This window comes from Enterobacter sp. RHBSTW-00318 (assembly GCF_014101375.1).
Lineage (GTDB): Bacteria > Pseudomonadota > Gammaproteobacteria > Enterobacterales > Enterobacteriaceae > Enterobacter > Enterobacter ludwigii.
This window is the reverse complement of record NZ_JABXQH010000001.1, coordinates 1343825-1356611: the sequence shown is the minus strand read 5'-3', so window position 1 is coordinate 1356611 and position 12787 is coordinate 1343825. Positions and strand designations below refer to the sequence as shown.

The 12787-nt window shown below is 57.4% G+C and carries 14 protein-coding genes; 6 read left to right on the top strand and 8 right to left on the bottom strand.

From position 1 onward, the window contains the following. Positions 1-3 precede the first annotated feature (3 nt). Genes moaC through HV157_RS06660 form a run of 4 tightly spaced genes read left to right on the top strand, consistent with a single transcriptional unit; the run spans position 4 to position 1947 of the window. Positions 4-489 (top strand): cyclic pyranopterin monophosphate synthase MoaC, encoded by a 486-nt coding sequence (gene moaC / locus HV157_RS06675; protein WP_182268366.1) that lies wholly within the window; start codon positions 4-6, stop codon positions 487-489. Next, entirely contained in the window at positions 482-727 is a 246-nt protein-coding gene (moaD, locus tag HV157_RS06670; RefSeq protein ID WP_020884929.1) for a molybdopterin synthase sulfur carrier subunit, read from the top strand. The genes moaC and moaD overlap by 8 nt, the downstream gene beginning before the upstream one ends. Position 728: 1 nt before the next feature. After that, positions 729-1181, top strand: a complete 453-nt coding sequence (gene moaE / locus HV157_RS06665) for a molybdopterin synthase catalytic subunit MoaE (RefSeq protein WP_014169225.1) — start codon at positions 729-731, stop codon at positions 1179-1181. A gap of 58 nt (positions 1182-1239) precedes the next feature. Then, the gene (locus tag HV157_RS06660; protein WP_182268367.1) at positions 1240-1947 is read left to right on the top strand and encodes a Bax inhibitor-1/YccA family protein; all 708 of its coding nucleotides are present in this window, start codon (positions 1240-1242) and stop codon (positions 1945-1947) included. 58 nt (positions 1948-2005) lie between these two features. On the opposite strand, the gene HV157_RS06655 is transcribed toward HV157_RS06660, so the two are convergent. Genes HV157_RS06655 through HV157_RS06645 form a run of 3 tightly spaced genes read right to left on the bottom strand, consistent with a single transcriptional unit; the run spans position 2006 to position 4967 of the window. Beyond that, on the bottom strand, positions 2006-2968 hold the full coding sequence (locus HV157_RS06655) for a YbhN family protein (RefSeq protein ID WP_182268368.1): 963 nt from the start codon (positions 2966-2968) through the stop codon (positions 2006-2008). After that, positions 2968-4209, bottom strand: coding sequence for a cardiolipin synthase ClsB (gene clsB, locus HV157_RS06650; protein WP_014169228.1), 1242 nt, complete (start codon positions 4207-4209; stop codon positions 2968-2970). Before clsB ends, HV157_RS06655 begins: the two co-directional genes overlap by 1 nt. Beyond that, positions 4206-4967: an endonuclease/exonuclease/phosphatase family protein gene (locus tag HV157_RS06645; protein ID WP_014169229.1), complete on the bottom strand. Its 762-nt coding sequence runs from the start codon at positions 4965-4967 to the stop codon at positions 4206-4208. Before HV157_RS06645 ends, clsB begins: the two co-directional genes overlap by 4 nt. A gap of 133 nt (positions 4968-5100) precedes the next feature. Here HV157_RS06645 and HV157_RS06640 point away from each other — a divergent pair, with 133 nt between their 5' ends. Beyond that, on the top strand, positions 5101-5511 hold the full coding sequence (locus HV157_RS06640) for a YbhQ family protein (RefSeq protein WP_014169230.1): 411 nt from the start codon (positions 5101-5103) through the stop codon (positions 5509-5511). On the opposite strand, the gene HV157_RS06635 is transcribed toward HV157_RS06640, so the two are convergent. Genes HV157_RS06635 through cecR form a run of 5 tightly spaced genes read right to left on the bottom strand, consistent with a single transcriptional unit; the run spans position 5473 to position 11113 of the window. After that, entirely contained in the window at positions 5473-6579 is a 1107-nt protein-coding gene (locus HV157_RS06635) for an ABC transporter permease (protein ID WP_182268369.1), read from the bottom strand. The two genes, HV157_RS06640 and HV157_RS06635, sit on opposite strands and share 39 nt — an antisense overlap. A 9-nt stretch (positions 6580-6588) precedes the next feature. Next, a complete protein-coding gene (locus HV157_RS06630) occupies positions 6589-7722 on the bottom strand; it encodes an ABC transporter permease (protein WP_020884927.1) in 1134 nt (377 codons plus the stop codon). After that, entirely contained in the window at positions 7712-9451 is a 1740-nt protein-coding gene (locus tag HV157_RS06625) for an ATP-binding cassette domain-containing protein (RefSeq protein WP_014169233.1), read from the bottom strand. The genes HV157_RS06630 and HV157_RS06625 overlap by 11 nt, the downstream gene beginning before the upstream one ends. Then, positions 9444-10439, bottom strand: a complete 996-nt coding sequence (hlyD, locus tag HV157_RS06620) for a secretion protein HlyD (RefSeq protein ID WP_014169234.1) — start codon at positions 10437-10439, stop codon at positions 9444-9446. Before hlyD ends, HV157_RS06625 begins: the two co-directional genes overlap by 8 nt. Continuing rightward, positions 10436-11113 (bottom strand): transcriptional regulator CecR, encoded by a 678-nt coding sequence (gene cecR, locus HV157_RS06615; RefSeq protein WP_182268370.1) that lies wholly within the window; start codon positions 11111-11113, stop codon positions 10436-10438. Before cecR ends, hlyD begins: the two co-directional genes overlap by 4 nt. Before the next feature lie 237 nt (positions 11114-11350). Here cecR and rhlE point away from each other — a divergent pair, with 237 nt between their 5' ends. Next, complete coding sequence (rhlE, locus tag HV157_RS06610; RefSeq protein ID WP_020884924.1) at positions 11351-12739, top strand: ATP-dependent RNA helicase RhlE; 1389 nt, start codon at positions 11351-11353, stop codon at positions 12737-12739. Positions 12740-12787: the final 48 nt, after the last annotated feature.

The window sequence follows — 12787 nt, the reverse complement described above, 5'->3', positions numbered from 1 at the left end:
GTTATGTCGCAACTGACCCACATTAACGCCGCTGGCGAAGCACATATGGTGGATGTCTCCGCCAAAGCCGAAACGGTGCGTGAAGCGCGTGCTGAAGCCTTCGTGACCATGTTGCCAGAGACCCTGGCGATGATTATTGACGGTAGCCATCACAAAGGCGACGTCTTTGCCACCGCCCGCATCGCCGGGATCCAGGCTGCGAAACGCACCTGGGACTTAATTCCGCTCTGCCACCCGCTGATGCTGAGCAAGGTGGAAGTTAACCTGCAGGCGCAGCCGGAGCACAACCGCGTGCGCATCGAGTCGCTCTGCCGCTTAACCGGGAAAACCGGGGTTGAGATGGAAGCCCTGACGGCGGCCTCTGTCGCCGCGTTGACTATCTATGACATGTGCAAAGCGGTGCAGAAAGATATGGTGATTGGCCCGGTTCGTTTGCTGGCGAAAAGCGGTGGTAAATCCGGTTATTTTAAGGTGGGCAACCATGATTAAGGTGCTCTTTTTTGCTCAGGTCCGCGAGCTGGTGGGCACCGACAGCCTGACGCTTGATGCCCCCTTTGACACCGTTGCCGACCTGCGTGCGCATCTTGCCGCGCAAAGCGACCGCTGGGCGCTGGCGCTGGATGAAGGCAAGCTGCTGGCCGCGGTTAACCAGACGCTGGTGGAGCTGACTCATCCGCTGACGGCCGGGGATGAAGTGGCCTTCTTCCCGCCAGTGACAGGAGGCTAAGATGGCTGAAACCCGAATTCTGGTAGGTCATGATCGTTTCAGCGTTGGTACAGAATATGACTGGCTGGCAGAGCGTGACGAAGACGGTGCGGTTGTCACCTTCACCGGCAAAGTGCGTAACCATAATCTCGGCGACAGCGTAAAGGCGCTGACGCTGGAACACTATCCGGGCATGACGGAGAAATCCCTCGCGGAGATCGTTGAACAGGCGCGTGGCCGCTGGCCGCTCGGGCGAGTGACGGTTATCCACCGTATTGGTGAAATGTGGCCTGGCGAGGAAATCGTTTTTGTCGGCGTGACCAGTGCCCATCGTAGTAGCGCGTTTGCCGCAGGGGAGTTCATTATGGATTACCTCAAAACCAAAGCGCCATTCTGGAAACGTGAAGCGACGCCGGAAGGCGACAGGTGGGTTGAGTCGCGTGACAGCGACAAAGAAGCCGCCAGTCGTTGGTAGTCGGTTTGCGTGGATGTGTTAGTCTTAACGTGTGTGTCTACTTAATCAGGAGTGAATCATGGACCGATTTCCGCGTTCCGATTCAATAGTACAGCAGACCCGTACCGGGCTGCAGACGTATATGGCTCAGGTTTATGGCTGGATGACGGTCGGTTTACTGCTGACCGCCTTTATCGCATGGTATGCAGCCAACACGCCTGAGCTGATGATGTTTATCTTCTCAAGCAAAATCACCTTCTTTGGGCTGATCATCGCGCAACTGGCGCTGGTCTTTGTTCTCTCCGGCCTGGTGCAGAAGCTGAGCGCCGGAATGGCGACCACGCTGTTTATGCTCTATTCGGCACTGACGGGGCTAACGCTCTCCAGCATCTTCATCGTGTATACCTATTCCTCCATCGCCAGCACGTTTGTGGTCGCTGGCGGGATGTTTGGTGCGATGAGCCTCTACGGCTACACCACGAAGCGTGACCTGAGTGGTTTCGGCAGCATGCTGTTTATGGGGCTGATTGGGATTGTGCTGGCGTCGCTGGTGAACCTGTGGCTGAAGAGTGAAGCGCTGATGTGGGCGGTGACCTATATCGGGGTGGTGATCTTCGTCGATTTGACGGCCTACGACACTCAGAAGCTGAAAAATATTGGCGAACAGATTGACGTACGCGACAGCTCAAACCTGCGCAAATACGCGATTCTGGGCGCCCTGACGCTGTATCTGGACTTCATCAACCTGTTCCTGATGTTGCTGCGTATTTTAGGCAACCGTCGTTAAGGGTGTTTCCCTTACCCGACCTGCGTTGCGCAGGCCGGGTAAGTTCCCCCGCCAGACCTCACTTCGCTAACGCTTTCTCATTCTTCGCCCGGAGTTTCTTCGCCCGACTCTCCAGCACCAGATAACACACCGTTGCCAGCGCCAGCGGCAGGAAGTAATAGAGCATACGGTAGGCCAGCAGGGCGGCAATAATCGTACCCTGTGAAACATGCTCTCCGGCGAGCAGGGCGATAAATACCGCCTCCAGCACCCCAATCCCCGCCGGGATATGCACGATCACGCCGGCAATGCTGCTGACCAGCAGCACGCCCAGCACAAAGAAGTAATTCACATCTTCACCAATGAGCATCCAGATAATCGCCCCCATCGCCATCCAGTTGGCGCTGGACACGGCCATCTGCAGGACCGCGAATTTCCACGAAGGCAGCACCAGTTTTTGCCCCTTGATGGTCATGTGTCGGCGTTTGGCAAAGGCGCAGGCCCAAAGATAGAGCGCAATGATGAGCAGTAATGCAAAGCCTAAAATCCGCAGCGTGGTTTCATCGATGTACCAGTGCGCAGGCAATTGCACCACGCCGATGGTGAAAATCACCCCGCCGAGCAAAATGTAACCCAGCCAGTTGGTGGTGATGCTGAGGGAAAAAATGCGCGTAATGGTTCCACCCGGCAGGCCGAGGCGCGAGTAAAGGCGATAGCGCATGCCGATCCCGCCCACCCAGGTACTCAATGTCAGGTTAAAGGCGTAGCAGATAAACGACACCAGCATGACCTGGCGCTTCGCAAGCTTATGGCCGCAGTAGGAGCGGCCCAGCAGGTCATAGCAGCCGTACATGAGGTAGCTCACAATCACCAGACCCACCGCGCCCAGTAGCACCAGCCGGTTGTAGTTGCGGATAACTTTCCACACCTCTTCCCAGTCAACTTTCTGGGCGTAAACCACCAGCAGAACCGCGACGGCGATGAAAAACAGCCAGGTGAGGATCTTTTTAGCCAGTCGCCAGCGAGGATGTGATTTCGACATCAGGTTTTCCCTCCATCTTCCGCTTCAACGCGGTCCTGGGTTTCCATTTCGGGCTGGACAGGCGGATCCACCAGCGCAAGTTTTGGCGTGTGCGCCGGCAGCCAGCCCACCATCGCCGGGAAATGACGCAGGAAGTGGAACACCACCACGCTAATGCCCAGATTCCACCAGGTGCGTTTGGGCACCATGGATTCGTCCACGCGCACGCAGTCGTTCACGATCAACGCCTGCAGGTTATCCCTGAGAGTCTGGTTGAACTGGCGATCGTGGATGATCAGGTTAGCTTCAAGATTCAGTGACAAACTCAGCGGATCGAGATTGCTGGAGCCCACGGTGGCCCAGTGATCGTCCATCAGGGCAACTTTGCCGTGCAGCGGCCGGCGGCGATATTCGTAAATTTGTACGCCACCTTTCACCAGATAGTTGTACAGCAACCGGGCACCGATTTTGACAATCTGCATGTCCGGCTCGCCCTGAACAATGAGCTTCACGCGCACGCCGCGTCGGGCCGCATTGCGCATGGCATGCAGCAGGCGATAGCCCGGGAAAAAGTAGGCGTTGGCGATGATCACTTCGCGCTTCGCATTCGCCAGCATCTTCAGGTAATGCCGCTCAATGTCGTCCCGGTGCTCACCGTTATCCCGCCAGACAAATAACGCCTGCGCTTCACCGGGGTGACGGTTCTCTTCCGGACGATGATGGCGGCGCTGCCACCAGCGCCGGGCAGCCTCTTTACCGGGCAGGTTTTCCAGCTCAAAGAGCAGGATATCCTGCACCACCGGTCCTTCAATGCGAATCGCGTAATCCTGCTTGGCTTCCGGGCCGTAATCGGACATATGTTCAGCGGAGTAGTTAATGCCGCCAACAAACGCTACCGTCTCATCCACCACCACAATTTTGCGGTGCATCCGGCGGAAAAGATTGGTACGCATGCCGAAAAGGCGAGGGCCAGGATCGTAGTAGCGGAACACGACGCCTGCTGAGGTGAGCTCATTGACGAACGCATCACTGAGGTCCGGTGAGCCATAGCCATCCAGCAGCACTTCGATTTTGACGCCACGCAGGGCAGCACGCAGCAGCACGCTGTGCAACTGCTTACCGACGTCGTCTTCGAACCAGATAAACGTTTCAAGGATCACTTTCTGCTTTGCGTGGTCAATCGCGTCAAACACCGCGGGGTAATATTCATCCCCGTTGACCAGCAGCGTGATCCGGTTGCCTTCCTGCCATGAACATTTCATAAGTGGATCTCCGCGCTGAGCGGCGCATGGTCGGAAAGATGTCGCCAGTTAAGTAACGCCAGTGCGGTCGGGCTGCTGGCATGGGCGTTTTTCACGTAGATTCTGTCGAGTCGCAAAAACGGGAACCGTACCGGAAAGGTGCGTGCAGGCCTGCCATTTGCACGGGTGAAAATCTCCTCAAGTCCGGCATCAACCTTCAACGGATGGTTAGCCCGCTGCCGCCAGTCGTTGAAATCACCGGCCACGACCACGGGTTCACCTTCGGGCAGGGCATTGGTCCATTCGGCCAGCATTTTTAGCTGTGCCTGGCGATGGGCTTCGCGCAGGCCCAGATGAACACAGCCCACGTGCACCGGGAACGCCAGGTCCGGCGGGGCGATACGGCAGTAAAGCAGCCCGCGTTTTTCACTTTCACCCACAGAGACGTCGCGGTTCTCGTAATGTTCGATGGGAAAACGTGACAGCACCGCATTACCGTGATGCCCCTCCGGGTACACCGCGTTGCGCCCGTAGGCGTAATCACTCCACATGGTGTCGGCCAGGAATTCGTAGTGCGGGGTGTCCGGCCAGTTTTCAAAGTGAAGCGGATGCACTTCGTGCGCGCCCATGACTTCCTGAAGGCAGACAATGTCCGCGCTGACGGTGCGTACCGCGTCGCGCAGCTCCGGTAAAATGAAGCGGCGGTTAAATGCTGTGAAGCCTTTATGAATGTTTATCGTCAGCACTTTAAGCGAGAAATGCTGCATTTTTTTGGTCATACGTTCCTTCCAGGGTGACTATCCCGATGAAAATAAAGTGTAGTAGGCGTCACAAAAAGATGCGGTGTTACGGAATTTTCCGTAAAGTGCGGTAGTCTGATTAAGCAGAGAAAAATCCTTCAGGAGAGAAGCCATGAAGTGGCAACAACGCGTTCGTGTCGCAACTGGCCTGAGTTGCTGGCAGATAATGTTGCATTTACTGGTCGTGGCCGTACTGGTGATGGGCTGGATGAGCGGCACGCTGGTGCGGGTCGGCTTAGGGCTATGCGTCCTCTATGGCGTCACCGTACTGTCGATGCTGTTTTTACAGCGCCACCACGAAGCACGCTGGCGTGAGGTGGGTGATGTGCTCGAAGAGCTCACCACCACCTGGTACTTTGGTGCGGCGATGATTGTGCTTTGGTTGCTGTCGCGTGTGCTGCAAAACAACCTGCTGCTGGCCCTGGCCGGTCTGGCAATCCTCGCAGGGCCTGCCGTGGTCTCGTTACTGACCAAAGAGAAAAAGCTACGCGATGTTTCGTCTAAACATCACGTACGCCACTGAACCCGTCGTGGCCGCTATGATCAGTAGCGGCCACAAACTTCCCCAGATAATGTCCAGACTCGCATCCTTCAGATAGATCTGCTTGGTGATATCCGTGAAGTGCCGAATTGGGTTTATCCACGTCAAATCCTGTAACCATACCGGCATGTTCTCGACGGGTGAGACGTAGCCCGAAAGCAAAATCGCCGGCATCATAAAGACGAACACGCCAATAAATGCCTGCTGCTGGGTAGAGCAGAGCGCGGAAATCAGCAGTCCAAACCCGACCAGCGACAGCCCGTAAATCACCATGGTGAAGTAGAACAGCGCCAGCGAACCGGCGAACGGGATCTGGTAGGCCCATATTCCCACGCCCAGCACGATGGTGGCCTGGAAGGTCGCGACAATCAGCGCCGGAACCGCTTTGCCGACGAAAATTTGCCATGTTGCGAGCGGGGAAACCAGCAGCTGATCGAGCGTCCCCTGTTCGCGCTCACGGGCGACGGAGAGCGACGTTACGATCATCACTCCGATGGTGGTGATCATGGCGATCAGCGATGGCACCACGAACCATTTGTAATCCAGATTCGGGTTATACCAGTTGCGCACCACCAGCTCGCTGTTGTTAGGTTTTGGTTTCCCGTCCATCAACTCCTGTTGGTAATCCTTCACCACCTGCTGAAGATAGTTGGCTGCAATCTGGGCGCTGTTGGAGTTGCGCCCGTCGAGGATTAACTGCATTGGTGCCGTCTGGAAGGTATCCAGGTTGCGGGAAAAATCGGCCGGAAAACGCACCAGCAATAACGCTTTTTGCGTATCGATGGTGGGCTGGATCTCCTGCGGGCTTTTCAGCAGCAGGATGTGGGTAAAAGCCTTCGCCCGGGCGAAACGCTGCGTCAATTCGACAGAATGTTTGCCGTTATCTTCGTTGTAGATAGCAATGGTGGCGTTAGTCACCTCCAGCGTGGCGGCAAACGGGAAGAGCAACACCTGAAGCAACACCGGTAATACCAGAATGGCGCGCGTCTGCGGCTCGCGCAGCAGCGACTGCAGCTCTTTGCGTATCAATGTCCATAAACGGTGAAACATGTTCGCTCCTTAATCCAGACGCCGTTTGGTCTTTATCCACGTCAGCCCAATAAACATCGTCGCCGATGCCAGCAAAAACAGCGTGTTGATGATCAACACCACCGGAATATTCCCCGCCAGGAACAGGCTTTGCAGCGTACTCACGAAGTAGCGCGCCGGAATAATGTAGGTCACGGCACGGATCACGGCGGGCATGCTGTCTATCTGGAAAATAAACCCGGACAGCATAATCGACGGTAAAAAGGCGGCGTTCAGGGCCACCTGCGCGGCGTTGAACTGGTTACGGGTGATGGTGGAGATAAGCAGCCCCATCCCAAGGGTGCTCAGTAAAAACAGACTGGTGATAAAGAACAGCACCACCAGCGATCCGCGGTACGGCACGCCGAGGATAAACACCGAGACCAGCATGCAGAGCAGCATCGCCAGCATGCCGAGGAAGTAGTAGGGGATAAGCTTACAGAGCAGCAGTTCAACCCGTGTGACCTCGGTAGACAGCAGCGCTTCCATGGTGCCGCGTTCCCACTCGCGGGCAATCACCAGCGAGGTCAAAATGGCGCCAATAACCGTCATGATGATGGTCACCGCACCCGGGATAATAAAATGCTGGCTAATGGCCGCAGGGTTAAACCAGTAGCGCGTCTGCACGTCGATCAGCGGTTCGAAGGTTTCCCCGCGATCTTCGGCACGCTGCATTTGCCACAGCTGCCAGATACCCTCCACATAGCCTTGTACAAAGTTCGCGGTGTTTGGCTCGCTGCCGTCGGTGATCACCTGCACCGGCGCACTGGCATCGGTGCGCGCCATATTGGCGGCAAAATCCACCGGGATCACCACCAGCCCGCGTATCTTCCCGGCCTGCATCATCTGGATTAGCGCCTGCCGGTTGTCGCTGATGGTGGCGTCAATGTAAGGGGAGCCGGTCATGGTGTGGGTGAAATCAAGCGCCTCTTCGCTCTGCTGCTCCAGCAAAATCCCGACCCGCAGTTTGCTGGAGTCGAGGTTGATCCCGTAGCCAAAGATAAAGAGCAGCAGCAGGGGGATCACCACAGCGATCAGCCAGCTGCTGGGGTCACGCACGATCTGGCGCGTCTCTTTGATACACAACGCACGCACCCTGCGCCACGAAATGGCGTTATTGCGCATGGGCATTCTCCTTATCCCAGTCGTGGATGAGGGTAATAAACGCCTGTTCCATGGTCGGGTCCGGCACCTCGTCATCGGCGGCCTGTTCTTTCAGGTCGTCCGGCGTACCGTGGGCAATCAGCTTGCCGCGATACACCAGCCCGATGCGGTCGCAGTATTCCGCCTCATCCATAAAGTGGGTGGTTACCATGACCGTGACCCCTTTCTCCACCATGCTGTTGATATGCAGCCAGAACTCGCGGCGGGTGAGGGGGTCAACGCCGGAGGTCGGCTCATCGAGAAACAGGATATCGGGCTCATGCATTAATGAGCAGGCCAGCGCCAGCCGCTGCTTGAAGCCGAGCGGCAGTTCGTCGGTGGCATGGGAAGCAATGCCCGTCAGGCCAAAGGCCTCGCTCATGCGGTGGATTTTCTCGTTCTGCGCGCGGCCCCGCAGGCCGTACACGCCGGAGAAAAAGCGCAGGTTCTGCTCGACCGTCAGGTTGCCATACAGCGAGAATTTCTGCGCCATATAGCCCAGATGCTGACGCGCCTTGCCGGAGCTGACCTTCAGGTCCATGTCGAGCACCAGCGCTTTCCCCGAGGTAGGTACCAGCAGGCCGCACATCATCTTAAAAGTGGTCGATTTCCCGGCGCCGTTTGGCCCGAGCAGGCCAAAAATCTCACCGCGTTTCACCGCGAAATTGACGTTATCGGTGGCGGCAAAATCCCCAAACTTTTTGGTGAGGGATTTGGCTTCAATCACCGTTTCACCCGGCGTGCCTTCAACCGTGTGCAGGATCGCGGCGAGGGGGGATTCTGATGTTCCTGCGCCGCCGAGCAGATCGATAAACGCATCTTCAAAGCGTGGCGCGGTCTCCTCCATCTCAATTTCAGGCATTCCCGGTGCACGGCGTATATCGTCCGCGGTCGCCTCTTTCGTGAGGATCACGCGCACCGAACGGCCCTGAATCATTCCGTCGCTGACCTGAGGCAGCTTTAGCACCCGCTGCAGCAGCTGACGGTTGGAGGCCTGGGCGCTGTGCAACAGGAAGCTGCGTCCAGCCATGCTCTGCGTCAGCGTGGTCGGCTCTCCCTGATAAAGCAGTTCACCTTCGTTCATCAGCAGAACGTCACGGCACTGTTCCGCTTCATCAAGGTACGAGGTGCTCCAGAGGATCAGCATCCCATCGCCGGCTAACTCATGCACCATCTGCCACAGCTCGCGGCGCGAAATCGGGTCGACGCCCACGCCAGGTTCATCGAGCAAGAGAACCTTCGGCTCGCCCACCAGCGTACAGGCCAGCCCCAGCTTCTGTTTCATCCCGCCGGAGAGCTTGCCCGCCAGCCGGTCGGTGAAGGGGCCAAGCGAGGTAAATTCCAGCAAACGGGCAAAGGTCTTCTGACGGGCTTCGCCAGTGACGCTGCGCAGGTCAGCATACAGATTGAGGTTTTCCATCACCGTCAGGTCTTCATACAGACCAAACTTCTGCGGCATATAGCCCAGCATGGCATGGAGCGCGCCATCGTCTTTAATCGGGTCGAGTCCGAGCACGCTGGCGGTTCCTTCATCGGGCTTTAACAAACCCGCCAGCATCCGCATCAGCGTCGTTTTGCCTGCGCCGTCCGGGCCAACCAGCCCGGTCACATAGCCTTTCTGAATGGTACAGTTCAGCGGGGCGACGGCAGGTTTTTCCATCCCCGCGAAGCGTTTGACCAGATTGTTGAGCTGAATAACCGCGTCATTCATGTCGTTCCCCGTCGCTGACTTTTACGGTGACAGGCATGCCCTGACGCAGCGCGTCGTCGGCATCGGTCACGATGATGCGCAGGCGATAAACCAGGTCGGTACGCAGATCCGGCGTTTCAACCGTTTTGGGTGTGAATTCAGCCGTCGGTGACACAAAGCCAACTTTGCCATGATACGGTTTATCCGGCCGACCGTCGGTGTAGAGCAGCAGCTCGCGGCCCGGCTGCATCTGGCCGAGATTAGGCTCATCAATGTAGGCGCGCACCCATACCGGACGCGTCAGAGAAAGCGTCAGGACGGTGCTCCCCGCGCTTAACATGCTGCCCGGCTCCACGGCGCGGGTCATCAGCGTGCCGTCAGACGGGGCAATGAGCGTGGTGTCGTGCAGATCCAGTTCCGCCTGCGCCAGCTGCGCCTGCGCCTGTTCCAGGCTGGCTTTTGCCTGCGCGATGTCCTGCGGGCGGTTACCGGTGTGGTACTGGCTTAATTTATCCTGGGCGGATTTCAGCGTCGCCTGGGCCTGGTCGCGGGAGGAGCGGGCGTTTTCCAGGTCGTTGGCAGAAATGGTGCGGCTTTTCCACAGTCCCTGCTGACGGGCATAGAAGTTTTGCGCGTAGTCATAGGCGGCCTGCGCCTGTTTGACCGCGGCGGCGGCCTGAGCAATCTCTTCGTCACGGTAGCCGGCCAGCATCAGGTCATATTGCGCCTGCGCCACGGAAACGCCTGCTTTCGCCTGCATCAGCGCGTTCTCGTACGGGGCCTTGTCGAGCATCCCCAGCATCTGACCGGTTTTGATGGTATCGCCTTCATCAACGGTGAGGGAGGCCAGGCGCCCCCCGACGCGGAAACTCATATTCACGGTGCGAATATCGACGTTACCGTACAGCGTCAGGCCTCTGTCCTGGTGACTTTGATACCACAGCCAGCCGCCGATACCTGCGGCAAGCAGAACAACGACCACCAGAATGATGGCGACAGGTTTTTTCATGACTTCAGGCTCCTTTGCGTTAAGCCTTGCAGGATCAGATCGAGATGACAGGTGATGACCTGGCTAATCTGCGCGGCTTTATCCTCATCAAATTGTGTCCAGCCGGTGCGTAACAGGATCGTTTCGCGCCCAAGACGGAAGGCGAGAATTTCACCCAGCAGGGCGTGGGTATGCAAAATAGTCTCGGTATCGTCGGCGTCTCGTCCGGTATAGGCCGCGATCAGCCGGGTCAGGTGCGTATGCATCGGGGCAATCACCTGATCGTGCACTCGCTGGTAAGCCGCCGTAGGGGAGAGCTGCTCACGGGAGATGAACTTACTCAGGCTCAGCGTCTCGTCGTGGGTCAGCAGGCGAATCATATTGTCGCAGGCGCTGATAATCAGCTGCCTGATGGCGGCGCGATCCGGCGACGGCTGGCTCAATAGCCCGCTGGCCTCTTCAGCGTGTGGCCGAAAATGGTTACCGATAAAGTCGGCGATCCACTGGGCACAGGCGAGGTACAAATCCTCTTTTGAGCCAAAATAGTAGGTGATGGCCGCAATGTTTTGCCCGGCCTGCGCCGCGATGTCCCGCGTGGTGGCATGCAGACCATATTCGCCAAACTGCGCCAGCGCGGCGGCAATAAGCTGGTTTTTGGCCTGTTCACCTTTCGATGTCGTAGGGGTCGTATTCATGGCGGTTTTAAAAATTAATCAATCGATTGATTAACATTATGCCCGGTTGCCCTTTTTGTCCAGTGACCACACGGCGGGAAATCTTTCGTCAACGCAGCGCCGCGGGATATTTTATGCGCCACGTCACAAAACCTGCTACACTCCGCTGCTTCACGACATTGTGGTTTTTGTCCTTCCCTATTCGTTATATCTCCCTGAAAACTACACCTGTGATGGTCGGGGCGGTTCGGAGTTTTTATGTCTTTTGATTCCCTTGGCCTGAACCCTGAAATTTTGCGCGCTATCGCAGAGCAGGGCTACGTCGAGCCAACCCCAATCCAGCAGCAGGCTATTCCGGCCGTTCTGCAGGGCCGCGACCTGATGGCCAGCGCCCAGACCGGTACCGGTAAGACCGCGGGTTTTACCCTGCCGCTGTTAGAGCTGCTGGTAAAAAATCAGCCGCACGCCAAAGGACGTCGTCCGGTGCGTGCCCTGATCCTCACCCCAACGCGTGAGCTGGCGGCCCAGATTGGTGAGAACGTGCGTGAGTACAGCCGCTATCTCAACATTCGCTCGCTGGTGGTTTTCGGTGGAGTAAGTATTAACCCGCAGATGATGAAGCTGCGCGGTGGCGTGGACGTGCTGGTGGCAACGCCGGGTCGTCTGTTGGATCTTGAGCACCAGAATGCCCTGAAGCTTGATAGCATCGAAATCCTGGTGCTGGACGAAGCTGACCGCATGCTGGATATGGGCTTTATCCACGACATTCGTCGCGTGCTGGCTAAGCTGCCACCGCGTCGTCAGAACCTGCTGTTCTCTGCCACCTTCTCTGATGAGATCAAGGCGCTGGCGGAAAAACTGCTGCATAACCCGCTGGAAGTGGAAGTGGCGCGTCGCAACACCGCCTCTGAGCAAATTACCCAGCACGTGCACTTCGTTGATAAAAAGCGTAAGCGGGAACTGCTCTCCCATATGATTGGTCAGGGCAACTGGCAGCAGGTGCTGGTCTTTACCCGTACCAAGCACGGCGCTAACCATCTGGCGGAACAACTGAATAAAGACGGTATCCGCAGCGCGGCGATCCACGGCAACAAAAGCCAGGGGGCACGTACCCGCGCGCTGGCTGAATTTAAATCCGGTGACATTCGCGTCCTGGTTGCGACCGACATTGCTGCCCGCGGTCTGGATATTGAAGAGCTGCCGCACGTCGTAAACTACGAGCTGCCAAACGTACCGGAAGACTATGTTCACCGTATCGGTCGTACCGGTAGAGCGGCGGCAACCGGTGAAGCGCTCTCGCTGGTGTGTGTGGATGAACACAAACTGCTGCGTGATATCGAACGTCTGCTGAGAAAAGAGATCCCGCGCATCGAAACCCCGGGCTATGACGTGGACCCGTCCATCAAGGCGGAGCCTATTCAGAATGGCCGTCAGGGCGGCGGCGGTGGTCGTGGTCAGGGTGGCGGGGGGCGCAGTCAGCAGCCGCGTCGTTCTGAAGGCGGTGCACCGAAAGCCGCGGGCAAACCTCCGCGTCGTAATACAGAGGCTAAGCCAGGCGGTGAAAGCCCATGGCGTAGCGGCGAGGGGAAACCAGCAGGGGAAGGGCAGCGCCGACGCCGCCCGCGTAAACCTGCTAACCCGCAGTAATCTGGAAGCCCGGTCGTAAAGCCGGGCTTTTCTTTTGCGGCAGCGGAA